The sequence below is a fragment of the Streptomyces thermolilacinus SPC6 genome (assembly GCF_000478605.2).
GTDB classification, from domain to species: domain Bacteria; phylum Actinomycetota; class Actinomycetes; order Streptomycetales; family Streptomycetaceae; genus Streptomyces; species Streptomyces thermolilacinus.
This window is the reverse complement of sequence record NZ_ASHX02000001.1, coordinates 6,227,416-6,251,483: the sequence shown is the minus strand read 5'-3', so window position 1 is coordinate 6,251,483 and position 24,068 is coordinate 6,227,416. Positions and strand designations below refer to the sequence as shown.

The window sequence follows — 24,068 nt, the reverse complement described above, 5'->3', positions numbered from 1 at the left end:
ACGCGCGCAGACGTGCGGACACGTGCGGAATCGTACGGAGGAGGAGAGTGCCCATGGTCGTCGACCCGCTGTCCGGTTCGCTGTGGATGGAGTACGCGCCCGGCCCCGCCCGGCCCGCCCTGGCCGGTTCGGCCGAGACGGAGGTAGCCGTCGTGGGCGGCGGCATCGCGGGGCTGTGCACGGCGTGGGAGCTGGCGCGGGCCGGGCTCCGGGTGGTGCTGCTGGAGGCCGACCGGATCGCGACGGGCGTGACCGGCCACACGACGGCCAAGCTGTCGGCGCTGCACGGCCAGGTGTACGCGGAGGTGAGGTCCACGCACGGTGCGCGGGCGGCCCGACTGTACGCGCACTCGCAGCAGCTGGCCGTGGAGCGGGTGGCGGAGGTGAGCGAGGAGCTCGGCATCGACTGCGACCTGGAGCGCCTGCCCGCGTACACGTACACGGAGGACCCCGGGCAGGTGGAGTCGCTGCGGGCGGAGGCGGACGCGGCACTTGAGGCCGGGCTGCCCGCCACGTTCGTGACACGAACGCCGCTGCCGTTCCCGGTGGCGGGCGCGGTGCGGCTGGAGGGGCAGGCGCAGTTCCATCCGCGGAAGTACCTGCTCGGGCTCGCCGCCGACCTGGAGCGGCTCGGCGGGCGGATCTACGAGCGGACCCGGGTGACGCGGCTGCGGGAGGGCACGCCGTGCCGCCTGACCACCGAGCGCGGTGACACGGTGGACGCCCGGCACGTGGTGGTCGCCACGCACTACCCGGTGTTCGACCGGGCGCTGCTGTTCACCCGGCTGGAGCCGAAGCGGGAGCTGGTCGTGGCGGGACCCGTCCCGGCGGACCTCGACCCGGGCGGGATGTTCCTGACGCCGGAGGGCGGCACGCGGTCGGTGCGGACGGCGCCCATGGGCGCGGACGGGCAGCGGATGCTCCTCGTGACCGGGGAGAAGTTCACCCCCGGCACGGCGGAGGAGGGCGAGGTCGGCGAGCGGTACGCGCGCCTGGAGGCGTGGGCGCGGGAGCGGTTCGGGCCGTTGGAGATCACCCACCGGTGGGCGACCCAGGACAACTGGACGACGGACCGGGTGCCGTACGTGGGCCGGCTGCACGCCGGGGCGCGGCATGTGTACGTGGCGACCGGGTTCGCCGGGTGGGGCATGAGCGGCGGGGTGATGGCCGGGGCGCTGCTGGCGGCGCGGATCAGCGGCCGCGACCCGGCGTGGACGTCGCTGTACGACCCGGTGCGGCTGCGGCCGCTGCGCGAGGTCCCGGCGATGCTGCGGCTCCAGGCGCAGGTGGCGAAGCACTTCGTGGGCGACCGGACGCCCGGCGCGTACGCCGACTCGGTCGCCGACGTGCGGCCGGGCCAGGGCGCGGTGGTGCGGGTCGGGGGGCGGCTCCTGGCGGTCCACCGGGACGAGGCGGGGTCGCTGCACGCGGTGTCGGCGCGGTGTACGCACCTGGGGTGCGTGGTGCACTTCAACGACGGTGAGCGGGCGTGGGAGTGCCCGTGCCACGGGTCGCGGTTCGACGTGGAGGGCCGGGTCGTGGAGGGCCCGGCGACGCGCCCGCTGGAGCAGGAGCGCGTGGAGGACGTGGACGGGGGCGGGGGCGACGGGGGCGCGGGCCCGGAGGCGTAGAGCGGTACGGGCAGGGGGGAGGCGGTACGGGCAGGAGGCGAGGGTCCGGCAGGTACCGCAGAAGGCGGGTCCGGCAGGTCCGGGCAGGAGGCGTGTCCGGACAGGGCGCGGGTCCAGCAGGTCCGGGCAGAAGGCGGGTCCGGACAGGGCGCGGGTCCGGCGGCTCCGGGCAGAAGGCGGGTCCGGCGGCTCCGGCGGGTAGGGGTCCGGCGGGTGGTGGCGCGGGGACAGGGAAGGGGAAGGGCCCCGTCGCGGGTGCGGCGGGGCCCTTGAGGGGTGGGTCGGGTCAGGGCAGGAGTTCGTCGAGGGCCGCTCTGCCCTTCTCGGCCATCCTGCGCTCGGCCCAGGCGAGGTTCTTGGGGTTCACGTCGCGCCCGGAGGCGAGGACGAGGTCCTCGGCGGTGAACTCGCCCTCGGCGCCGCTGTGCAGGAGGGAGTCGGGGGTGACGCCACCCCCCCGGCGGGAGCTCGTTTCGGGTTCTTCGGACATGCCGCCTCCTTGTTCGTCCGGCACTCGCCATTGTCGTCCGCGGGAGGCGGTCACGCGACCTCAGGAGGAACCGGCGGCTCCGGGTCCGGCGGTGAACCCGCCGGTGAGGGTGGCCCGCCGGCCGTCCCGGTCGGTCGCGGTGACGGTGAAGCGGTCGCCGCGCGCGTCCCGGCCGCCCTCGGCGTGGTTGTACTGGCCTGCGAAGACATGCCGCCCGACGGGGACGGTGCGGCCCTCGCGGAGCGTCCAGGTGTAGACGAGGACGCCGGACTCCTCGCGCACGGCGACCGTGAAGTGCTCGGCGGGGAGGGTGCGCCAGTTCCCCGTGTCGCTGACGCCGCCGGTCTGCGCGACGCGCAGCTCGACGGTGAGGGCGGCGAGGGGGGTGGCGGTGCTCACGGAGATGTTGGACTGGGCCCAGAAGCGGTTGCTGTGCGGGTCCACGGCGCTGTGTCCGCGCAGGAAGCCGTCCACGGCGCTCGTCGGGGCCGGGGTGACGGCGGGCGGCGGCGGGTCCGCGACGTGCGCGGGTGCCGGGGCGTCCTCGTGGAGGAGGGTCCGTACGCCGAAGCCGCCGACCGCGAGCACGCCCGCTACCGCCGCGGTGGCCAGGGCGACGCGCGGCCAGCGTCGGGCGGGTGGCCGCGGCCGGCGTCGGGGGCCGGTCGCCTGCTCGGCCATGCCCCGCTCCACGCGCGCGAGGATGCGCGCCCGGTCGGGCTCGTGCGACCGGGCGGCGTCCCGGAGCGCTCGCTGCAGCTCGTCCACTACTTCCTTCCTCCGACCAGCTCCGACGCGGCGGCGCGGGTCCCGAGCAGCTGTTGCAGCTGCGCCATGGCCTTCGATGTCTGGCTCTTCACCGTACCCACGGACACGCCGAGGGTGAGTGCCGTCTCCCGCTCGGACAGGTCGAAGGCGTGGCGGAGCACGACACAGGCACGTTTGCGGAACGGCAGGCGGCGCAGGGCGTCCCGCACGTCCACGACGGCCGGTACGTCCGGTCCCTCGGTGTGCTCGGAGCGCTGCGACCAGAACAAGGCGATGCGGCGGCGTTCCCGTACGGCGCTGCGCACGCGGCTGCGGGCCAGGTTGGCCACGACGCCACGGGCGTAGGCGACGGGGTGCTGGGCGGCGCGGACGCGGTCCCAGCGGTGCCAGAGCGCCAGGAGCGCGTCCGCGGCGAGGTCGTCGGCGGCGTCGGCCTCGCCGGTGAGGAGGTGGGCGAGGCGCGCGAGTTCGGCGTAGTGGCGCTCGAAGAACTCGTGGAACTCCGTGGTGGCGTCATCGGTGGATGTGCCCACGGGCGGCCTCTCCCCTGCGCGGCGTGGCGCTGCATCGTGCTTCGGTGGTCGTGCTGTCGGTTGCCCCGGTCGAACCGGCCCCGCCGGGGCGGCATCGAGATGGCGGGCGATCGTAGCAAGCCCGTTCCACCGGCGAACGCGTGCCCCTGGCGCGGCTGGGGCAGGGCCGGGCGCGGTGAACCGCCCGGTGGCCGCGAGCGGTTCGCCGTGCCCCCGGCCGGGCGGGGAGACGCCTCGGCCGGAAGCCTGTCGGGACGTCGGCCGCGCCCCGGGCGCGCGGGGCCGACGCGCCGGGGCGGGGCGGTCAGTCGGGGGCCCGGGTGAAGTGGAGGGTGGCCAGGCGCAGCTCGCCCTGGAGGGTGACGCGGAGGTCCTGGACTCCGATGGCGGTGGCGGTGAGGGGGGTCTCCAGGGGCGCGTAGGTGTACGGGGGGTTCGGGACGGCCGCCTCGGCGCGGGCGAGGGGGGTGCCGTCCGCCAGGGACAGGGCGACCGTGCCCGTGCCGGCCACCTCCAGGATGGCCGTGCGCACGCCGGTGGGGCCGAAGTCGCAGCGGCGGTAGAGGAGTTCGCCCGCTCCCCCGTGGGCGGGGGTGACGCAGTCGCCGGACTCCTTGGTGCGGTCGGCGAGGACGGTGCCGCGCTGCTCGTCGTAGTCGGCGGCGGTGAGGCCGCGCTCCGGCACGGGGCGGGGGGCGGGCGGCGGGCCCTCGACGCGCAGCCCGGCCTCCAGGCGGATGTCGGCGCTTGAGGGCCCCGCGAGGAACGCGTACGGGCCCGGCTCCACGGTCCAGCGGCCGTGCGCGACGTCCCAGAAGCCCAGCGCGGACAGCGGCACCCGAAACGCCAGCCGCCCCCGCTCCCCCGGCGCCAGGCGGACGCGGCGGTGGGCGACCAGCTCGCGGTGCGGGCGCGGGACGGAGGGGGCGAGCGCGCGGACGTACACCTGGGCCACCTCGTCGGAGGCGACGCGCCCGGTGTTGGTGACGGTGAACGCGACCAGGACGCTGTCGCCGCGCCGCTCCACCGCGAGGTCCGCGTAGGAGAACTCCGTGTACGTCAGGCCGTGGCCGAACGGGAACAGCGGGCGCCCGTCGAAGTACAGGTACGTCTGGCGGCCGCCGATCACGTCGTAGTCGAGCAGGTCCGGAAGGTCGGCGTCGTCGGCGTACCAGGTCTGCGGCAGCCGCCCGGCCGGTGAGACGTCCCCGGCGAGGACCCGGGCCAGCGCGGTGCCGGCGGCCTGCCCGCCGTGGGCGGTCCACAGCAGCGCGGGCAGTTCGGCGGCGGCGTCCGGGACCGCGTACGGGTAGGACGAGGCGAGGACGAGGACGGTGCGCGGGTTGGCGGCGCGGGCGGCGCGCCAGAGCTCGTCCTGCGCCTCGGGCAGGGCGAGGGTGGTGCGGTCCTCGGTCTCGCGGCCGTTGATGTGCGGGTCGTTGCCCGCGACGACGACGACCACGTCCGCGGCCCCGGCGGCGGCCGTGACCTCGTCCACGCCCCGGCGGACCGTCTCGACGGTGAAGACGGCCGGGGCCGCAACAGTCCCGTCGCCCTCGGCGGTCCCGTCCGTCCCGGCGATCCCGTCCGTCCCGGCGGCAACCTTCACGCCGTCGGCGGCGACGGAGACATGACCCCCCGTTCCGATGTGGCGTAGGAGGTGGCCGTCGCCGTGCGGTTCGAGCCGGAACGTCTCCTGGACGACCCAGCCGCCGGGCTGGTCGGCCGAGGCCCGCACCCGCCGGTCGTCGGCGACGGACAGGTACCGCCCGTCGGGTGCGCGCAGGGTGAGGACGCCGCCGCCCCAGTCGGTGAGGGCGAACACGGTGCCGTCGGCCGCGTCGGCGGCGGTGGTGAGCGGCGGCAGGTCGGTGCGCCCGGGGACCAGCGCCGGGTCGAGGGCGCCGTCGGCCCCGGCCCCGGACCCGGCCTCGGCGGCGGGGGCGTCCGGGACGCGCAGGGTGCCGGTGGCGCAGTGGAGCCGTACCAGGTCGGCGCCCTCCGCGTGGGTGACCCGGTCGGAGCCGAACCGCTCCCGGAGCCCGTCCAGCGGCGTGGAGCGGTGGAGGAGGGCGCCGCTGTACCAGTCGAGCTTGCACTCGTCGGCGAGCGGCCCGACGACGGCGACGCGCTGCCCGGCGGCCGGGTCCAGGGGCAGCAGGCCGTCGTTGGCGAGGAGCACGACGGCCTGCTCGGCGGCCTCCAGGGCGAGGTCGCGGTGCTCGGGCGTGTCGAAGGCGCCCGCACCGGCGTGGGGGCCGAGGTCGGGGTCGAACTCGCCGAGCGCGAGGCGGACGTGCAGCTGGCGACGTACCGCGGTGTCGATGTCGGCCGGGTCGATGAGGCCCCGGTCGAGGGCGCCGCGCACCCGTGCGGTGATCGTGGAGCTGTCGGTGCCGTGGTCGGTGAAGCTGTCGACGCCGGCGCGCAGGGCGGCGGCGGTGGCCTCCTCGTGGGTGGCGAAGTACCCCTGGGAGGCGGCGAGGTTGCTGGGCGCGCCCGCGTCGGAGCAGACCAGGAGCGGCCGGTCGGTCCAGGTGCGCAGGTGGTCGCGCAGATGGGGCGAGACGTGGTTGGGGCGGCCGTTGACCAGGTTGTACGCGGGCATGACCCCGGCGACGGCGCCCGCCTCGACGGCGGCGCGGAAGGCCCGCAGGTCGTACTCGTGCAGGACGCGGGGGCGTACGGAGGCGGAGCTCGTGTCGCGGGCCGTCTCGTTGTTGTGGGCGAGCCAGTGCTTGAGGACGGGCGCGGTGCGCCAGTAGACGGGGTGGTCGCCGCGCAGTCCGCGCGTGTAGGCGGTGGCGATGGCGGAGGTGAGCGCCGGGTCCTCGGAGTAGCCCTCCTCGCCGCGGCCCCACAGGGGGTTGCGCAGCAGGTTCACGGTGGGCGCCCACACGTTGAGCCCGACGCGGTCGTCGCGGGCGCGCATGGCGCGGGCCTCGCGGGACACGGCCTCGCCGACGCGGCGGACGAGGTCGTCGTTCCAGGTGGCGCCGAGGCCGACGGCCTGCGGGAAGACGGTGGCCGGGCCCATCCAGGCGACGCCGTGGAGGGCCTCCTGTCCGGTGCGGAACGCGGCCACGCCCAGCCGTTCCACGGCCGGGGTGAACTGGTGGAGCAGCGCGACGCGTTCGTCGGGCGTCAACCGCCCGAGCAGGTCGTCCGCGCGCTGGTCGAACGGCAGTCGCGGGTCGCGGAACGGCGGCCGGTCTTCGGTCACGTGGGGGTCCCCTTGCGGATGTTCCGGAGCGGGCTTTCGAAGCGCTTCGATGCTGGGTCGGGGCGACTGCGGGTGTCAAGACACGGTACGGCCTCAAGTGCCGTATGGGCGGTCGCCGCAAGGCTTGCCGGGGTGTCGGCGGCTCCGGGGAATCTTGACAACCACCCTTGTGTGCCCGGAGACGTTCACTTAACCTCGCAGCAACATCGAAGCGCTTCGACTCCAGTGGCGCGGCCGGGGAACGGCTGTGCCGGTGGTTCGCTTCGGATCTCAGCCAGTTCCGCACGTCCCGTCTCTGACACCGCAGCCGACCGGCGGATGCCGCCGGGTGTCCTGGCGCGCCACGAAGGGTTGACGCAATGACGCCGAACTCCCCCTCACCCCGCCCCTCCGGGCCCAGCCGCCGGAGCTTCCTCGCCTCGACGGCGGTCGCCGCGGCCGCGGTGGGGGGCGGCGTCCCGCTGCTCGCCGCGTGCGGCGGAGGCGGGCAGAGCGCCCGCAAGGAGGGCACCACGTCCGGCAAGGCGGCCGCGGGAATCCTCCCGACGTACGTGCCGCAGGACATCGTCACGCCCGACATCCCCGCGAAGAACGGCTCGTCGGCCGGGTTCACCACCGCGATCGCGGCGGCGCGGCTGAAGACCTCCGTGCCCGCGAAGCTCGGCAAGGGCGGCACCGTACGGATCATGGCGCCGATGTGGGGCTCGCCCCCGAAGAGCGACAACGCGTGGTACCGGGCGATGGACGAGGCCATCGGCGTCCGCACGCGGTGGCAGAACCAGGACGGCAACACGTACGACGAGAAGCTCGGCGCCGTCCTCGCCTCCAGTGAGATACCGGACGTGGTGGTCGTGCCCGGCTGGAACCTCACCGGCAAGATCCCCAGCGCGGTCAACGCCAAGTTCGCCGACCTGGGCCCCTACCTGTCGGGCGACAAGGTGAAGGAGTACCCGAACCTGGCGGCCGTCCCCACCGACGCCTGGCAGCGGGCCATCTTCGGCGGCGCGCTGCGCGGCATCCCGATGCCCGCCTCGTACGTCATCAACATCGCGCCGTTCTACCGGCAGGACCTCTTCGACAAGCGCGGCTACACGGTGCCGAGGAGCGCCGACGAGTTCCTCGCCTGGGCGAAGGAGGCCACCAGCGCGAGGGCGAAGGTGTGGGCCTGCGACGACATGAAGTGGACGGCGTTCAACGCCTTCGGGGTGTACCCCGGCAGCGACAAGGCCCTGTGGTGGAACAGGGTCGACGGCAAGCTCGTCAACCGGATCGAGACGGAGCAGTACCTGGAGGCCCTGGAGTGGGTCCGGAAGCTGTACGCGGCGAACGTCGTGCACCCGGACGCCAAGGCGCAGAACCAGGGCGACTCCGGCAACCGGTTCACCGCCGGCCAGGTCCTCGTCTACAACAACGACCTGTCCCACTGGTATGTGAAGACCATCGAGCAGGCCGGGCAGAACCCGGACTTCCGGATGGGCGCGATGGACATCTTCGGCCACGACGGGAAGGCGCCGAAGCTGTTCGCCCAGCAGCCGGCGAACATCTTCACGTTCGTCAGCAAGAACGCGCCCGAGGCGGTCGTCCGGGACTTCCTCGCCGTCGCCAACTTCTGCGCGGCGCCGTACGGCACGAAGGAGCGGCTGCTCACCGACTACGGCGTGGCGGGCGTCCACCACACGCTCGTCAAGGGCATGCCGGTCAAGAACGACACGGGCCACCTCCAGGTGTCCGGCGCGTTCGACCTGGTGGGCGACCCCGCCCCGTACAACGCGCACCCAGACCGCCCCGACCTGGTCAGGGCGCAGGTCGAGTGGCAGCAGCGGATGGGCGCGTTCACCACGAAGACGCCGTTCTACGGGCTGACGGTCACCGAGCCGAGCCGCTGGACCAACCTGGCGGACGACTTCGAGCAGCTGGAGGACGACGTGGTGCGCGGCCGCAAGAAGATCAGCGACGTGCAGCAGGCCGTGTCGGAGTGGAAGAGCCGGGGCGGGGACGAACTGCGGGACTGGTACGCCAAGCTCCTCGACGACACCGGCTCCGCCGCGAACTGACCCGACGCCGCCCATGCCGACACGCAAGGAGAGAACCGTGTCGCCAGCCACCACGAAACCGGACACCCGGCCCACGCGGGACGGCGCCGCACGGGAGGGGGCGCCGTCCCGCGGTCCGGGGCCCGCGCCCCGGAAGGCGCGGCTGCGCGTCCGGCTGCGGCGCGACCGGGCGCTGCTGCTCATGACGCTGCCCGCGCTGCTGCTGGTCCTGGTGTTCCACTACGTGCCCGTGCTGGGCAACGTCGTGGCGTTCCAGGACTACGACCCGTACCTCGGCGAGAACGGCTTCACCGCCATGCTGGAGAGCCCGTGGACGGGCCTCGCGAACTTCGAGCGGATCTTCTCCGACTCGGCGTTCTGGCAGGCGGTGGAGAACACGCTGGTGCTGTTCCTGCTCCAGCTGGTGCTGTTCTTCCCGGTGCCGATCGTGCTGGCGCTGCTCATCAACAGCGTCGTACGGCCCCGGGTGCGGGCGGTCGCCCAGGCGGTGCTGTACCTGCCGCACTTCTTCTCGTGGGTGCTGGTCGTCACCGTCTTCCAGCAGATCTTCGGCGGCGCGGGGATCATCGCGCAGACGCTGCGGGAGCGCGGCATCGAGGGCTTCGACCTGATGACCGACCCGGGGATCTTCAAGTTCCTGGTGACGGCCGAGGGCGTCTGGAAGGACGCGGGCTGGGGGATCATCGTGTTCCTCGCCGCGCTGTCCGCCGTCAGCCAGGACCTGTACGAGGCGGCGGCGATGGACGGCGCCGGGCGGTGGCGGCGGATGTGGCATGTGACGCTGCCCGCGCTGCGCCCGGTGATCGCGCTGCTGCTGGTGCTGCGCGTCGGTGACGCGCTGACCGTGGGCTTCGAGCAGCTCCTGCTGCAACGGGACGCCGTGGGACCGGACGCGGCCGAAGTCCTCGACACGTACGTGTGGTGGAACGGCATCCGCAACCAGGACTTCGGCTACGCCGCCGCGGCCGGTCTGGTCAAGGGCGTCGTCGGGCTCGGACTGGTCCTCGCCGCGAACAAGGCCGCCCATCTCATGGGCGAGCAGGGGGTGTACAAGAAGTGACGCGTTCACCGCTGCGGGGCTGGGCGGCCCCGCCCCGCCCCGTGTGGGAGGAGGAACCCCGCAAGGCCGGGCTCGCCGCGAAGGGGATCGTGCTCACGGGCGCCTGCCTGGCGGTCCTGTTCCCGCTGTGGATCGTGATCGTCACCAGCCTTTCGTCCCGCCGGGCCATCACGGAGGCGGGCGGACTCGTCGTGATCCCGAAGGACCTCACCCTCGTCGCGTACGAGGAACTGCTGAGCGGCGGCCAGGTGCAGCGCGCGGCGCTGGTCAGCGTGGGCGTGACGGTCGTCGGCACGCTGTTCAGCATGGCCGTGTCGGTGCTGTGCGCGTACGGCCTGTCACGGCCCGGGTCCACGGGCCACCGCTGGGTGCTGATGACGCTGCTGGCGACGATGTTCTTCGGCGCCGGTCTCATCCCGACGTATCTGCTGGTGCAGGCGCTCGGGCTGACCGACACGTATCTGGCGCTGATCCTGCCGAGCGCGGTGAGCGTCTTCAACATCCTGGTGCTGCGGGCGTTCTTCATGAACATCTCGCAGGAGCTGATCGACAGCGCGCGGATCGACGGCGCGGGCGACTTCCGCATCCTGTGGCGGATCGTCATGCCGCTGTCGCGCGCGGTGCTGGCGGTGATCGCCCTGTTCTACGCGGTGGGCTACTGGAGCGCGTGGTTCAACGCCTCCATCTACCTCACCGACCAGGACATGATGCCGCTCCAGAACGTCATGATCCAGATCGTGCAGAAGCAGGAGCCGCCGACCGGTCTGGGCCAGATGATCAGGACCAACCAGCTGTCGCCGCTGGCCGTGCAGATGGCCGTCATGGTGCTGGCCCTGGTGCCGGTGGCGGTCGCGTCGCCGTTCGTGCAGCGGCACTTCAAGAAGGGGATGCTCACCGGTGCGGTGAAGGGCTGAACCGGGCCTTCCGGCACGCACGCAGAGCTCAGCCGGGGACTCCGAGCCCCCGACCCGCTCGTCCCATCCCTTCGGGGCGCCGATCTCCCGCCCGCTCGCCGGGCCCCGCCGGGGGCTCCGCGTTCCGCCATGGCACCCGCCCGCCTCTCCCCCACCCCACCCCGCCCCCCCGCAGAAATCGAGGCATCGTCATGCGTCCCACTCCGCCGAGCCGCCGGTCCGTCCTGGCCGGCGGCGCCGCCACCGCCGCGCTGGCCGCCGTGTCCGCCGCCGCCCACGCCACCGCCGCCCCCACCCCGCCGTCGGCGCCCCCGGGGGCGCCCGGCCGCGCCGCGGCCCCCGGGGCGAAGGCTGCCCCCGGGCAGACGCCGTACCGCTGGCGGACCGCCGTGATCGGCGGCACCGGCTTCGTCACCGGCGTGCTGTTCCACCCGAAGGTACGGGGCCTCGCCTACGCCCGTACGGACATCGGCGGCGCCTACCGGTGGGACGACCGCGCCGCCCGGTGGACGCCGCTCACCGACCACCTGGGCTGGGACGACTGGAACCTGCTGGGCGTCGAGGCGATGGCCGTGGACCCGGGCCACCCCGACCGGCTGTACCTGGCGCTCGGCACCTACACCCAGCCCTGGTCCGGCAACGGCGCCGTGCTGCGCTCCGACGACCGGGGCCGCACCTGGGCCCGCACCGACCTGGACGTGAAGCTCGGCGCCAACGAGGACGGCCGGGGCACCGGCGAGCGGCTGCTCGTCGATCCGCGGGACCCGGCGACGCTGTGGCTGGGCACCCGCCACGACGGCCTGCTCGTCTCCCGCGACCGGGGCGCGACCTGGGCCCCGGCGTCCTTCCCCGCCACGCCGTCCCCCACGGGCCAGGGCGTGACCCTGCTGGTCGCGGCGGGGCGGACGGTGTACGCGGGCTGGGGCGACGGCGAGGGCGCCCTGTACCGCACCACGAGCGGCGGCTGGGAGGCCGTGCCCGGCGCCCCGGGCGGCGCGTCGGCTCGGGTTCCGGTGCGCGCCGCGTACGACGCGGGGGCCCGCGCCCTGTACGTGACGTACGCCGACGGGCCCGGCCCCAACGGCCAGACGGACGGCTCGGTGCACCGCCTGGACACGGTGACCGGCGCGTGGCGCGACGTCACGCCGGTCCGGCCGGGCCCCGGCGACACGTTCGGGTACGGCGGGGTGGCGACCGACCCGCGCCGGCCCGGCACGGTCGTCGTGTCCACCAACAACCGCTGGGGACAGGTGGACACGCTGTACCGCTCCACGGACGGCGGCGCGACCTGGACGTCCCTGAAGGACACGGCCGTCCTCGACGTGGCCGAGACGCCGTATCTGAAGTGGGGCGGCGAGCAGCCCAAGTTCGGCTGGTGGATCCAGGCGCTGGCGCTCGACCCGTTCGACTCGCGGCACCTCGTGTACGGCACCGGCGCGACGCTGTACGGAACGCGGGACCTGGTCCGGTGGGCGCCGGAGATCCGGGGCCTGGAGGAGTCCTCCGTACGGCAGCTCGTGTCGCCGCCGTCCGGCAGGGCGCGGCTGCTCAGCGGGCTCGGCGACATCGGCGTGATGTACCACGAGCGGCTCACCGCCTCCCCGTCGCGGGGCATGGCCGCGAACCCCGTGTTCGGCACGGCGACCGGCCTGGCGCTGGCGCCGCTGCGGCCCGCGTACGTGGTGCGCGCGGGCTGGGGCGACCACGGCAACGGGGCGTACTCGACGGACGGCGGCCGCACGTGGGCGCCGTTCGCCGCCCAGCCGGCCATCGCCAAGGACGCGCCGGGACCGATCGCCGTCAGCGCCGACGGGCGCGTCCTGCTGTGGTCGTTCGTCCACTGGGACGGCACCCGGTACGCCGCCCACCGCTCCACCGACAACGGCGCCACCTGGACGGAGGTCGCCACCTTCCCCAAGGGCGCCGCCCCGGTCGCCGACCCGGTGGACCCCCGGCGCTTCCTCGCGTACGACACGGCCACCGGCACCGTGCACACCAGCGGCGACGGCGGCGCCACCTTCACGGCGGCGGCCACCGGACTTCCGTCGGGCGACCCGCAGTTCAGGATCGCGGCGGCGCCGGGGCGGAGCGGCGACCTGTGGCTGTCCGCCAAGGAGCAGGGCCTGTTCCGCTCCACCGACGGGGGCCGCACCTTCGCGAAGGTGGCGGGCTGCCGTGCCTCGTACGCGCTCGGCTTCGGCAAGGCGGCGCCCGGCGGGGACGGCTACCCGGCCGTGTACCAGACCGGCACGGTCGGCGAGGTGACCGGCGTGTACCGCTCCGACGACACGGGGCGGACCTGGACGCGGATCAACGACGACGCCCACCAGTGGGGCTGGACCGGCGAGGTGATCAGCGGTGACCCGCGCGTCCACGGCCGGGTGTACCTGGGGACGAACGGCCGCGGCATCCAGTACGGGGACCCTGTCTGATGCCCGCGCTCGGCGACGCGACCCGCGGCCGGGTCCTCTTCGGCGGCGACTACAACCCGGAGCAGTGGCCCGAGGAGACCTGGGCCGATGACATGCGGCTGATGAAGGACGCCGGGGTCACCTCCGTGACGGTCGGGGTGTTCTCCTGGGCGCGTATCGAACCCCGTCCCGGCGTACGGGACTTCGGCTGGCTCGACCGGCTGATGGACCTGCTCCACGCGCACGGCGTCGGCGTGGTGCTGGCGACGCCGACCGCGTCGCCGCCGCCCTGGATGGGCGCCCGGCACCCGGAGACCCTGCCGCGCGACGAGGACGGGCGGACCGTGTGGTGGGGCTCCCGCCAGCAGTTCTGCGCCAGTTCACCCACCTACCGGGCGTACGCGGCGGCCATCACCGAGGACCTCGCCGCCCGGTACGCCGACCACCCGGCGCTGACGATGTGGCACATCAACAACGAGTACTGCACCCACTGTTGGTGCGACGAGACGGCCCGTCACTTCCGTCGCTGGCTCACCGCCCGGTACGGCACGGTGGACGCGCTCAACGAGGCGTGGGGCACCGCGTTCTGGTCACAGCGGTACGACACGTGGGACGAGGTGATCCCGCCGCGCCGCGCCCAGTACATCCGCAACCCGGCGCACCTCCTGGACTTCCGGCGGTTCACGTCCGACGCGCTGCTGGAGTGCTTCAGGGCCGAGCGGGACATCGTCGCCCGGCACACCCCGCGCACCCCGGTCACGACGAACTTCATGCCGCTGTGGTCCGGGCAGGACGCCTGGGCGTGGGCCGCCGAGGAGGACGTCGTGTCCGTGGACGTCTACCCGGACCCGAAGGACCCGCTGGGCGGGCAGTACAACGCGCTGATCGCGGACATGACCCGCTCGCAGGCGGGCGGCGGCCCGTGGATGCTGATGGAGCAGGCCGCGGGCGCCGTCAACTGGCGGGCCGTCAATCGCCCCAAGCCGGCCGGCCTGAACCGGCTGCTGTCCCTCCAGGCCGTGGCGCGGGGCGCGGACGCCGTCTGCTACTTCCAGTGGCGGCAGTCCCGGCAGGGCGCCGAGAAGTTCCACTCCGCGATGCTGCCGCACGCCGGGGAGCAGGGCCGCACCTTCCGGGAGGTCAGGCGGATCGGCGCCGAACTCGCCGCGCTCGGACCCGAGGTAGCCGGCACGCGGGTGGCGGCGGACGTGGCGGTGCTGCACGACTGGCACGCCTGGTGGGGCACCGAGCAGGAGGGGCGGCCCTCCCGCGAGGTCGCCTACCCGGAGGTGGTCAGGGCGTGGCACCGGGCGCTGTGGGAGGGCGGCCACACGACGGCGTTCGCCCACCCGGAGCACGACCTGAGCGGCTACCGGATGGTGGTGGCGCCGCAGCTGTACCTGCTGTCCGACGCGGCGGTGGAGAACCTGGTGGCGTACACCGAGGGCGGCGGCACGCTCGTGTGCGGCTTCTGGACGGGGGTCGCCGACGAGGACGACCGGATCAGGCCGGGCGGGATGGACGAGCGGCTGCGGGCCCTGTTCGGCATCGGCACGCTGCACGAGTGGTGGCCGCTGGCGCGGGGCGAGACGGTCACATGCGACGGCTTCACCGGCTCTCTGTGGTCGGAGGAGCTCCAGGCGGGGGACGCGGAGGTCGTCGCCGCGTACCGGGACGGGGAGCTGGCGGGCCTGCCCGCGGTGCTGCGCCGGGGCCGCGCCTGGTACGTGTCCACGCTGCCGGACCCCGACGGCCTGCGGGACCTGCTGGGCCGGGCCGCCGCGGGGGCCGGGGCGCGTCCGGTGCTGGGCGGGCTCCCGCCCGGGGTGGAGGCGGTGCGGCGCGGCGGGCTGCTGTTCGTCCTGAACCACGGCCGGGAGCCGGTGGAGGTGGCGGTGCGGGGGGCGTACCGGGACGTCCTGACGGGCGCGACGGTGGCGGGCGGGGCGCTGGCACTGGAGCGGTACGGGGTGGCGGCGCTGCGGGAGGCCGGGCGGGACGGGAGCGGGACGGCCCCGGGCTACGTGGGGCGGGGCGGGAGCGGGACGGCGTGACGGGTGGGACGCGTGTGGGCGCCGGGCCGGGTGACGGAACGCGAGTGGGCGCCGGGCCGGGTGACCGGGTGGGCGGGGCGAGCGGCGGCGGGCCGGTGCACGGGACGTGGGAGGCGGCGCCCGCCGCGCGGTGGGAGGACGCGTTCCTCAGCGGCAACGGCCGCCACGGCGTCCTCGTGTTCGGCGACCCGTACGACGAGCGGGTGATCGTCACGCATCACTCGCTGGTCCTCCCCGTGCCGCCCGCCGACACGCTGCCGCCGCGCCTCGCCGGGCGGCTGCCGGAGCTCCAGGACCGGCTGCTGGCCGGGGACACGACGGCTGCGGAGGGGTTCACCGACGGGCGGCCGCTGCGCTGGGTGGGCGCCTTCCACCCGGCGTTCGCGGTGCGCCTGCACCGGGACGGCGCGCCGTCCCCAACGGGCGCGCCCCGGACCGGCGCGCCCGTGACCGGGTACCGGCGGGAGGTGGACTTCGCGACCGGGGTGGTCCGGGCCGTGGACGCGGGCCACGAGAGCCGGGTGTTCGTCTCGCGCGCCGACGACGTGATCGTCCAGCGGTGGTCCCTCCCGGCCGTGCCGGGCGGCCGGGACCTCGGAGGCGCTGCGGGGCGGACGCCCGGTACGCGCGTCGCCCTGGACGCGGACCTGCCCGGCGCGCCGCCCGGCCTGGCCGTGGCCCACAGCGCCGTGCCCGCCCCGGGGGGCGCCCTGCTCACGCTGCGGGCCCGTTACCCGGACGGCGACGCGGCGTTCACGGGCGTGACCCTCGTCGTCGCGCCCGGCGGCACCGCCGAACCAGCGGGCGGCGGCGTACGGCTGCCGGGCGCCGTCCGGGAGGTGCTGCTGCTGACGCGGGTGCGCCGCCACACCGGTGACCTGGACGTCCACGCGGAGGCGGCCGCGCTGCGCGCCCTGCTGGAGGGGGAGGGCGACCCGGCGCGGGCGTACGGGCGGCTGCTGGCCCGGCACGAGGAGGCGCACCGGGGCGCGTACGAGCGGGTGGTGCTGGACCTGGGCGGGGACCCGGCCGAGCGGGCGCTGCCGGGGAGCGCGCTGCTGGCCCTGCGGGGCGGTGCGGCGCTGCTGGAGCGGCTGTTCGCGGCGGGCCGGTACCACCTGCTGTCGTCCAGCGGGATGCTGCCGCCCCGGCTGGTGGGGCTGTGGACCGGCGACTGGGACACGGCCTGGTGCGGGGCGTTCACCACCGACGCCAACCTGAACCTCCAGACCGCATCGGCGGCCGCCGCCGCTCTCCCGGAGGTGGCACACGCCCACGCGGCCCTCGTCTACGGGCAGTTGGCGGACTGGCGGGACAACGCGCGGGCGGTGTTCGGGGCGCGGGGTGTGGTCGCGCCCGCCCACACGGACGGGGTGTCGGGGCACTCGTACCACTTCCAGCGCGCCTACCCGCTGCACGTGTGGACGGCGGGCGCCGACTGGCTGCTGCTGCCGCTGGTGGAGGACGCCGAGACGACCGGGGAGACCGATCCCCGGCTCGTGTCGGCCCTCGCCGAAGTGGCCCTATTCTACGAGGACTTCCTCACCCGGACGGGCCCGGACGGGCGGCTCGTGGTCGTCCCGTCGTACTCGCCGGAGAACCGGCCCGCCAACGCGAGCTGGGTTACCGTCAACGCGACCATGGACATCGCGGCCGCCCGGCACGCTCTCACCACGGCGGCCGCGCACCTCCCGGCGGACGCGGAGCGGCTGCGGGCGCTGGCGGCGCGGCTCCCGGAGTACCGGGTCAACGGGGAGGGGGCGCTCGCCGAGTGGGCGTGGCCGGGGCTGGCCGACGCGTACGACCACCGGCATCTGAGCCATCTGTACCCGGTGTGGCCGCTGGGCGAGATCAACCCGTACGACACACCGGACCTGGCACGGGCCGCGCACCGGGCGCTGGAACTGCGGGGCACGGAGAACGACTCGGCGCACGGCCACCTCCACCACGCGCTGGTCGCGGCGCGGCTGCGGGACGGGGAGCGGGCGGCGGGGGCGCTGCGGCGGGTGCTGGAGGGCGACTTCTTCCACGACTCGCTGATGAGCTCCCACTACCCGGCGCGCGACGTGTACAACGCGGACACCGCGCACACCCTGCCGGGGCTGCTCATCGAGCTGCTGGTGCAGTCGGCGCCGGACCGGCTGGTGCTGCTGCCGGCGCTTCCGGCGGGGTGGGCGCGGGGCGTACTGCGCGGGGTGCGGACCCGGTTCGGGGCGCGGGTGGACCTGGAGTGGCGGGACGGGCGCTGCACGGCCACGGTGCGCCCGTCGCGGGCGGCGCGGATCGACCTCCGGACGCCGGGCGGCGCGCGGCCGCTGCGGCTGGCCGCCGGTGAGGACGTGACGCTGACGCTGCCCGCCCGGTGACGCCCCGGCGGCCGTATGGCGCTGGAAATCCTCCTGTCCCGGGCGGACGCCGCCTGTCATGATCCCCGCATGGACAGACACCTGGTGTTCCAACGGCTGCACAAGTTCCGCGACTTGGGCGGGTACGCGGCCGGTGGCGGGCTCGCGGTGCGGTGGGGGCGGCTGTACCGCTCCGACTCGCTGGGCAAGCTGCGCGACGACGACTGGGACCGGTTCCTCGCGCTGGGCGTGCGGACGGTCGTGGACCTGCGCTACCCGTGGGAGATCGAGTGGCGGGGCCGGATACCGCAGCACCCGTCGTTCGCGTACCTCAACCTGAGCGTGGAGCACCGGCCGTACGACCAGGCGCGCCTCGGCCCCGAGGTGGCGGTGGGGCCGTATCTGGCGGAGCGGTACCTGGAGGTCGCGCAGGACGGCGTGGTGGAACTGCGCCGGGCGCTGGAGGTGATCGCAGACGACGACAGCGGACCGCTCGTCTTCCACTGCGCCTCGGGGAAGGACCGCACGGGGCTGCTGGCCGCGCTGGTGCTGGCACTGCTCGGGGTGGACGACGACACGATCGTGGCGGACTTCGAGCTGACGGAGCTGGCGCGGGACGGGCTCGTCGCGGAGTGGCTGGCGAGCGACCCGGGGCGGGAGCTGGCCTGGCCGCCGCACTTCGGGCGGGCGCCCGGGGAGGCGATGCGGCTGTTCCTGGACGGTGTGCGGAGCCGGTACGGGTCGCTGACCGGCTACGCGGCCGGGCGGCTCGGCGTGGACGACGCCCTGCTGGGCGCCCTGCGGCGGAACCTGCTGGAGCCCGCGCCCGCCGCCGTCACCGGGGGCTGACGGGCGGCACGGGCCGCGGCCCCGTGCTCTCGCGGACGGTGAGCTCCGGCGCCAGCAGGACCACACCGTCAGCACCGCGGCCCTCCAGTTTGGCGACGACCCGCTCGACGGCGTGGCGGCCCATGCTCTGGGCGGGCACGGCGACGGAGGTGAGCGGTACGGAAGCGTGCGCGGCGACCTGGTCGGGGCAGATCGCCATCACCGACACGTCCTCCGGCACGGCGCGGCCCTGCTGGCGCAGCAGGGCGAGCAGCGGGTCGGTGGCGGCCTCGTTCTGGACGACGAAAGCGGTGGTGCCGGGCCGCTCGTCGTAGATCCGGGAGAGGGTGGCGGCGACGGCGGCGTAGCTGCCCTCGCAGGGGCGGTGCAGGAGCCGGACGCCCAGTTCGGCGCTGCGGGCGCGCAGGCCGCTCAGGGTGCGCTCGGCGAAGCCGGTGTGGCGTTCGTAGACGGCGGGGGCCTCGCCGATGACGGCGATCTCGCGGTGGCCGAGCCCGGCGAGGTGCTCGGCGCAGAGCGCGCCCGCGGCCTCGAAGTCGAGGTCGACGCAGCTCAGTCCGGCCGGGTCGGCGGGCAGGCCGATGAGGACGCCGGGGCGGGTCGCCTCGCGCAGCAGCGGCAGCCGGTCGTCGTCCAGCTCCACGTCCATGAGGATCATGGCGTCGGCGAGGGCGCTGCCCTCGATGCGGCGGACGGCGGCCGGGCCCTCCTCGCCGGTGAGGAGGAGCACGTCGTAGCCGTGGGCGCGGGCGGTGGTGGCGACCGCGATGGCGATCTCCATCATCACCGGGACGTACATGTCGGTCCGCAGCGGGATCATCAGCGCGATGATGTTGGAACGGCTGGACGCCAAAGCGCGGGCGCCCGCGTTGGGGTGGTAGCCGAGCTGGGCGATGCTCCGCTCGACACGGGCGCGGGTGGAGGCGGAGATGGACCGCTTGCCGCTCAGGACGTAGCTCACCGTGCTGGCGGAGACTCCGGCATGCTGAGCGACATCGGCGAGGGTGACCATCGGCTCTCCCGGACGGGTAGGACAAAGCTGCGCGAGGTGAAGCGCTTCGACTCGGTTGTCTTCGACATTAGAGCGGCGCCTGCCGGGTGTCCAGAGATGCGGCGGGGGACGGCGTCGAAGCGCTTCGACGCCCCGTGTCGGGTCACAGCTCGCGTCCCGGCCAGTCCAGCAGCCGGGCGCCGATCACGGCCGTCTGGAGGGTGTAGCGGTGCATCGGGTCGGCCGGATCGGCGCCGGTGAGCCGGTGGACGCGCTCCAGCCGGTACGTGAGGGCCCGCACGCTCAGGCTGAGCCGCCGCGCGGCCTCGGCGGCGTTGCACCCCGAGTCGAAGTACGCGGTCAGCGTGTCCAGCAGCGGCCGGGCGCCGCCGCGGGCCTGCTCCAGCGGGCCGAGGGTGCTGCGCACCAGGTCCGCCATGGCCTGCCGGTCACGGGTCAGGACGGGGAAGACCAGCAGGTCGGCGGCGCGCAGCAGCGGCTCGTCCAGGTTCATCCGCTCGGCGAGGTCCAGCGCGTTGAGTGCCTCCTCGTACGAGTGGACGACGCCGCCCGGGCCCGGGTGCGGGCGGCCGATGGCGACCCGGCCGCCGTCGGTCGCGGCGTACGCCTGCTTGGCGAAGAACGCCAGCACGTCGTCCTGGTCGCCGGGCGCCACGCACACGAGCCTGCCGTCCTTGGTGGTGAACAGGATGCGCCGGTCCCCGAACCGGCCGAGGAGCGCCTGCTCGACCTGCCGCGACACCGGTTCCGTCTCGTCGTACGCGGTGGGGGCGTCCGCCACGGCGACGGCGTGGGCGCGGGCGAGGCGCAGCCCGAACCGCTCGGCGCGCTCGGCGAGGCGGCCCAGGTCGCTGCGCCCGTACAGCAGGTCGTCGATGAACTCGCGCCGCGCGGCCTCCTCGCGGCGCACGGCCAGCCGCTGCGCCTGCTCGTAACCGGCGGCGAACGCGTCCACGGCCTGCTGCACGGCGGCCAGCACCGAGTCGGTGGCGTGGTCGCCGGGCCAGCCGGCGCGGGTGGCGGCCAGGTGCGCGACGACCAGGGCGCGCAGTCCGTGGCCGTCCTTGGCGGCGCGTTCGCCGAGGGCGCGGCGGGCCTGCAGTTCGTCGCGGGTGAGCCGCCTGCCGGTGGCCGCGACCTCCGTGAGGAGCTCCGCGTAGCCCTCCAGGTATTCGTCGGAGATCTCCTGCTCCCGCCCCGCCACCACCGCTGCCCCACTTCCCCTTCCGGTCCGTCGTCCTCGCCGGGCGCCGCCCCGCGGCACCCGGACGACCATGTCGCCCGGGTAAGGGTGCCAGACCGGGTGGCATGTGTCCGCCACCCGGTCGGCCGGGCGGACGGCGCCGACACCTTGGCGTTCGCCGTCGGCGGGCTCGACAATGAGGGAGATGACGGACAACCGGGCGCTCGGCGCCGAGCGGGAGCACGGCGGAGAGATCGGGCCGACCGAGCGGCTCGCCATGAACCGCACGGGCAGCTTCGACTGGGACCTCGACTCCGGCACGATCGATGTCGATCCGGCGGGGCTACTGGTCTTCGGGCAGGACCCGGCGACGTTCGACGGGCGTCCGCCGACGCTGGTGAAGCGCCTGGACCAGGCGGAGCGGGAGCGGCTGGACGGCGTGGTGAAGGACGCGCTGACCAGCGGCCGGTCCTCCTACGCGGCGCGTTTCCGGCTCGACCGGGACGACGGCTCCGAGCAGTGGACGCATGTGCAGGCGCGCATCCTGCGGGACCGGGGCGGCCGGGCGCACCGGATCGTGGGCATCGTGCGCGACGCGACGTCCGAGGTGACCCACTCGGAGTTCGTCCAGGAGCTGGAGCGGCGCCGGAGGCGCCAGACCGACATGGTGGAGCGTTCGACGCGGGCCCTGTCGCGGGCGGTCACCGTGGACGACGTGACGGCGGCCCTGACCGGTCCCGGCGGTCTCGCCCGGCTCGGCGCGGACGGGCTGGCGCTGGGCCTGGTGGAGAGCGGTTCGCTGCACATCATCGCGCTGAGCGGCGAGTCGCTGGACGTGCTGGACGGCATGCGGGTGCGGCGGCTGGAGAGCGGCCTCCCGCTGCACGAGGTGGTGATCAGCGGGCGGCCGCTGTTCACCAGCTCGTTCCAGGAGCTGATCAAGGGCTATCCGCTGCTCGCGCCGCTGGCGGGCCGCCTGCCCTTCCGGGCGGCGGCCTATCTGCCGCTGGTCGCGCAGGCGCGGACGCTGGGCGGCATGGTGCTGTTCTACCGGCAGCACACGACGTTCAGCGCGGACGAGCGGAACCTCGCGCTGGGCCTCGCCGCGATCGTCGCCCAGTCACTCCAGCGGGCGATCCTCTTCGACGAGGAACGCGAGCTCGCCACCGGTCTCCAGGCGACGATGCTGCCGCGCCGCATCCCGGAGATCGAAGGCGGCGAGATCGCCGTGCGCTACCACTCGGCGTGGAGCGGCCGTCAGGTGGGCGGCGACTGGTACGACGTGATCCCGCTGCCGAAGGGCCGCGTCGGGATCGTCGTCGGTGATGTGCAGGGCCATGACACGCACGCCGCCGCGATCATGGGGCAGCTGCGCATCGCCCTGCGCGCGTACGCGGGCGAGGGCCACGCCCCGTCGACGGTGCTGGCCCGGGCGTCGCGCTTCCTGGCCGAGCTGGACACGGAACGGTTCGCGACGTGCACGTACGCCCAGGTGGACCTGGGCACCGGCACGGCACGGGCGGTACGGGCGGGGCACCTGGGGCCGCTGATCCGGCACACGGACGGCCGGGTCGGGCTGCCGAAGCTCCAGGGCGGGCTGCCGCTGGGCATCGCCTCCGTGTTCGAGGACGAGGAGTACCCGGAGACGCGCCTGGACCTGGTGCCCGGCGAGACGCTGGTGATGTGCACGGACGGCCTCGTGGAGGAGCCGGGTGCCGACATCGGGCAGGGCGTGGAGGCGCTGGCGGAGGCCATCGCGGCGGGCCCGCCGGGCGCGGAGGCGCTGGCCGACCACCTGTCGGAGCGGTTCTGGGAGCGGTGGGGCGCGGGCGACGACGTTGCGCTGCTGGTGCTGCGGCGCAGCCCGGACCCGGGCACCACCCGGGCGCCGCGCATCCATCAGTACATCCACCAGGCGGACCCCGAGGGCCTGTCGGAGGCGCGGGCGGTGGTGCGGCGGGCGCTGCGCGACTGGGGCATGCGGGAGTACGCGGACGACGCGGAGCTGCTCACCGGGGAGCTGCTGGGCAACGTGCTGCTCCACACGGAGGGCGGGGCGGTGCTGACGCTGGAGGTGCTGCCGGAGCCGGTGCGGCGGGTTCGGCTCGCGGTGCAGGACCGGTCCAGCGCGTGGCCCCGGCGCCGTACGCCGGGCGAGGCGGCCACGTCGGGCCGGGGACTGCTGCTGCTGGACGCGCTGGCGGCGCGGTGGGGCGTGGAGCCGCGCGGCGAGGGCAAGGCCGTGTGGTGCGAGATCGGCCCGGCGGCACGGGCGTGAGCGGCGGCGCGGGCGGTGAGGGCGTGGGCGGAGACGCGGGCGGTGAGGGCGCTGTGAGCGGCGGCAACGGGCACGAGGAGCAGGCCGGGGGCGGGGGCGATCCGGTGGAGGCGCTGGAGCGGATCGCGTTCCTGCTGGAGCGGGCCTTGGCGCCGTCGTACCGGGTGAAGGCGTTCCGTACGGCCGCGGCGGCGCTGGCCGCCCTGGACCGGGAGGAGGTCGCGGCCCGGGCCAGGACGGGGACCCTGGAGCGGCTGCGGGGCGTGGGCCCGAAGACGGCGCAGGTGGCGCGGGAGGCGCTGGCCGGGGACGTACCGGCGTATCTGCGCAGGCTCGAGGACGAGGCGGACCGGCCGGCGACCGGGGCGGGGTCGGCGCTGCGGGCGCTGCTGCGCGGTGACTGCCATCTGCACTCCGACTGGTCGGACGGCGGCAGCCCCATCGAGGAGATGGGCCGGACGGCGGCGGAGCTGGGCCACGAGTGGGCGGTGCTGACGGACCACTCGCCGCGCCTGACGGTGGCGCGCGGCCTGTCGGCCGAACGGCTGCGGGAGCAGCTCGACGTGGTGGCGGAGCTGAACGAGCGGTGGGCGCCCTTCCGGCTGCTGACGGGCATCGAGTGCGACATCCTCCTCGACGGGTCGCTGGACCAGGAGCCGGAGCTGCTGGACCGGCTGGACGTGGTGGTGGCGTCGGTCCACTCCAAGCTGCGGATGGACGCCCCGGCGATGACCCGGCGCATGGTGAAGGCCGTGACGAACCCGCTGGTGGACGTGTTGGGGCACTGCACCGGACGGCTGGTGTCGGGCAAGCGCCCGGAGTCGCAGTTCGACGCGGAGCAGGTGTTCGCGGCCTGCGCCGACTCGGGCACGGCGGTGGAGATCAACAGCCGACCGGAGCGGCTGGACCCGCCGCGCCGACTGCTGCGGCGGGCGGTGGCGGCAGGGGTGTACTTCGCGATCGACACGGACGCCCACGCGCCGGGCCAGCTCGACTGGCAGATCCTCGGCTGCGCGCGGGCCGAGGAGTGCGGTGTCCCGCCGGAGCGGGTGGTGAACACCTGGTCGGCGGACGATCTGCTGATCTGGACGCGGACGCGTGAGGCGCCACGCTGAGGCGGTCCTCCGGTCACGGGACGGGGGCGGGAGGTGCCGTATCACGGGGGACGTACCGAAGGCTCGGCTTTGCGTCCGACAAGGCCCTGGCAGTGACCTTGCGGTATCCGCGCGATGCCCGGCAGGACACGCTGCCCGTGCCCTGCGC

16 protein-coding genes are annotated in these 24,068 nt (G+C 74.9%); 10 read left to right on the top strand and 6 right to left on the bottom strand.

Features of this window, described 5'->3' with window-relative positions:
* Positions 1-53: 53 nt before the first annotated feature.
* Entirely contained in the window at positions 54-1,631 is a 1,578-nt protein-coding gene (locus tag J116_RS27135; RefSeq protein WP_023590233.1) for an FAD-dependent oxidoreductase, read from the top strand.
* A gap of 286 nt (positions 1,632-1,917) precedes the next feature.
* On the opposite strand, the gene J116_RS27130 is transcribed toward J116_RS27135, so the two are convergent.
* From J116_RS27130 to J116_RS27115, 4 genes are all read right to left on the bottom strand, one after another.
* Entirely contained in the window at positions 1,918-2,121 is a 204-nt protein-coding gene (locus tag J116_RS27130) for a hypothetical protein (RefSeq protein ID WP_023590232.1), read from the bottom strand.
* Between the two features lie 60 nt (positions 2,122-2,181).
* On the bottom strand, positions 2,182-2,889 hold the full coding sequence (locus tag J116_RS27125; protein WP_023590231.1) for a hypothetical protein: 708 nt from the start codon (positions 2,887-2,889) through the stop codon (positions 2,182-2,184).
* Positions 2,889-3,422 (bottom strand): SigE family RNA polymerase sigma factor, encoded by a 534-nt coding sequence (locus J116_RS27120; RefSeq protein ID WP_023590230.1) that lies wholly within the window; start codon positions 3,420-3,422, stop codon positions 2,889-2,891. Before J116_RS27120 ends, J116_RS27125 begins: the two co-directional genes overlap by 1 nt.
* Before the next feature lie 304 nt (positions 3,423-3,726).
* Positions 3,727-6,645, bottom strand: coding sequence for a glycoside hydrolase family 3 C-terminal domain-containing protein (locus J116_RS27115; protein WP_023590229.1), 2,919 nt, complete (start codon positions 6,643-6,645; stop codon positions 3,727-3,729).
* 359 nt (positions 6,646-7,004) lie between these two features.
* On the opposite strand from J116_RS27115, the gene J116_RS27110 reads away from it, so the two are divergent.
* The 7 genes from J116_RS27110 (at position 7,005) to J116_RS27080 (ending at position 18,332) form a co-directional block, all read left to right on the top strand.
* Positions 7,005-8,699 (top strand): extracellular solute-binding protein, encoded by a 1,695-nt coding sequence (locus J116_RS27110; protein WP_023590228.1) that lies wholly within the window; start codon positions 7,005-7,007, stop codon positions 8,697-8,699.
* 13 nt (positions 8,700-8,712) lie between these two features.
* Positions 8,713-9,759 carry an ABC transporter permease gene (locus J116_RS27105; protein WP_028964588.1) on the top strand — a complete coding sequence of 349 codons (1,047 nt, stop codon included), beginning with the start codon at positions 8,713-8,715 and terminating at the stop codon, positions 9,757-9,759.
* A complete protein-coding gene (locus J116_RS27100) occupies positions 9,756-10,673 on the top strand; it encodes a carbohydrate ABC transporter permease (protein WP_023590226.1) in 918 nt (305 codons plus the stop codon). Before J116_RS27105 ends, J116_RS27100 begins: the two co-directional genes overlap by 4 nt.
* Before the next feature lie 191 nt (positions 10,674-10,864).
* Positions 10,865-13,105, top strand: coding sequence for a sialidase family protein (locus tag J116_RS27095; protein ID WP_023590225.1), 2,241 nt, complete (start codon positions 10,865-10,867; stop codon positions 13,103-13,105).
* Positions 13,105-15,138, top strand: a complete 2,034-nt coding sequence (locus J116_RS27090; RefSeq protein WP_023590224.1) for a beta-galactosidase — start codon at positions 13,105-13,107, stop codon at positions 15,136-15,138. Before J116_RS27095 ends, J116_RS27090 begins: the two co-directional genes overlap by 1 nt.
* A gap of 44 nt (positions 15,139-15,182) precedes the next feature.
* Positions 15,183-17,504: a glycosyl hydrolase family 95 catalytic domain-containing protein gene (locus J116_RS27085; protein ID WP_023590223.1), complete on the top strand. Its 2,322-nt coding sequence runs from the start codon at positions 15,183-15,185 to the stop codon at positions 17,502-17,504.
* Positions 17,505-17,573: 69 nt separating this feature from the next.
* A complete protein-coding gene (locus tag J116_RS27080; RefSeq protein ID WP_023590222.1) occupies positions 17,574-18,332 on the top strand; it encodes a tyrosine-protein phosphatase in 759 nt (252 codons plus the stop codon).
* Here J116_RS27080 and J116_RS27075 read toward each other — a convergent pair.
* Positions 18,319-19,344: a LacI family DNA-binding transcriptional regulator gene (locus J116_RS27075; RefSeq protein ID WP_023590221.1), complete on the bottom strand. Its 1,026-nt coding sequence runs from the start codon at positions 19,342-19,344 to the stop codon at positions 18,319-18,321. The two genes, J116_RS27080 and J116_RS27075, sit on opposite strands and share 14 nt — an antisense overlap.
* Positions 19,345-19,486: 142 nt before the next feature.
* Complete coding sequence (locus tag J116_RS27070) at positions 19,487-20,548, bottom strand: PucR family transcriptional regulator (protein ID WP_037948459.1); 1,062 nt, start codon at positions 20,546-20,548, stop codon at positions 19,487-19,489.
* A gap of 184 nt (positions 20,549-20,732) precedes the next feature.
* Between J116_RS27070 and J116_RS27065 the strand changes: the two genes are divergently transcribed.
* Together J116_RS27065 and J116_RS27060 are read left to right on the top strand one after the other, a co-directional pair.
* Complete coding sequence (locus J116_RS27065) at positions 20,733-22,805, top strand: SpoIIE family protein phosphatase (RefSeq protein ID WP_023590219.1); 2,073 nt, start codon at positions 20,733-20,735, stop codon at positions 22,803-22,805.
* Between the two features lie 53 nt (positions 22,806-22,858).
* Positions 22,859-23,920, top strand: a complete 1,062-nt coding sequence (locus tag J116_RS27060; protein ID WP_051203944.1) for a PHP domain-containing protein — start codon at positions 22,859-22,861, stop codon at positions 23,918-23,920.
* Positions 23,921-24,068: the final 148 nt, after the last annotated feature.

Bases quoted from the DNA above. Each gene is read 5' to 3' on its own strand.
- J116_RS27090 (WP_023590224.1), top strand. From the start codon at position 13,105: ATGCCCGCGCTCGGCGACGCGACCCGCGGCCGGGTCCTCTTCGGCGGC.
- J116_RS27080 (WP_023590222.1), top strand. From the start codon at position 17,574: ATGGACAGACACCTGGTGTTCCAACGGCTGCACAAGTTCCGCGACTTG.
- J116_RS27075 (WP_023590221.1), bottom strand. From the start codon at position 19,344: ATGGTCACCCTCGCCGATGTCGCTCAGCATGCCGGAGTCTCCGCCAGC.
- J116_RS27135 (WP_023590233.1), top strand. From the start codon at position 54: ATGGTCGTCGACCCGCTGTCCGGTTCGCTGTGGATGGAGTACGCGCCC.
- J116_RS27110 (WP_023590228.1), top strand. From the start codon at position 7,005: ATGACGCCGAACTCCCCCTCACCCCGCCCCTCCGGGCCCAGCCGCCGG.
- J116_RS27105 (WP_028964588.1), top strand. From the start codon at position 8,713: ATGCCGACACGCAAGGAGAGAACCGTGTCGCCAGCCACCACGAAACCG.
- J116_RS27130 (WP_023590232.1), bottom strand. From the start codon at position 2,121: ATGTCCGAAGAACCCGAAACGAGCTCCCGCCGGGGGGGTGGCGTCACC.
- J116_RS27065 (WP_023590219.1), top strand. From the start codon at position 20,733: ATGACGGACAACCGGGCGCTCGGCGCCGAGCGGGAGCACGGCGGAGAG.
- J116_RS27095 (WP_023590225.1), top strand. From the start codon at position 10,865: ATGCGTCCCACTCCGCCGAGCCGCCGGTCCGTCCTGGCCGGCGGCGCC.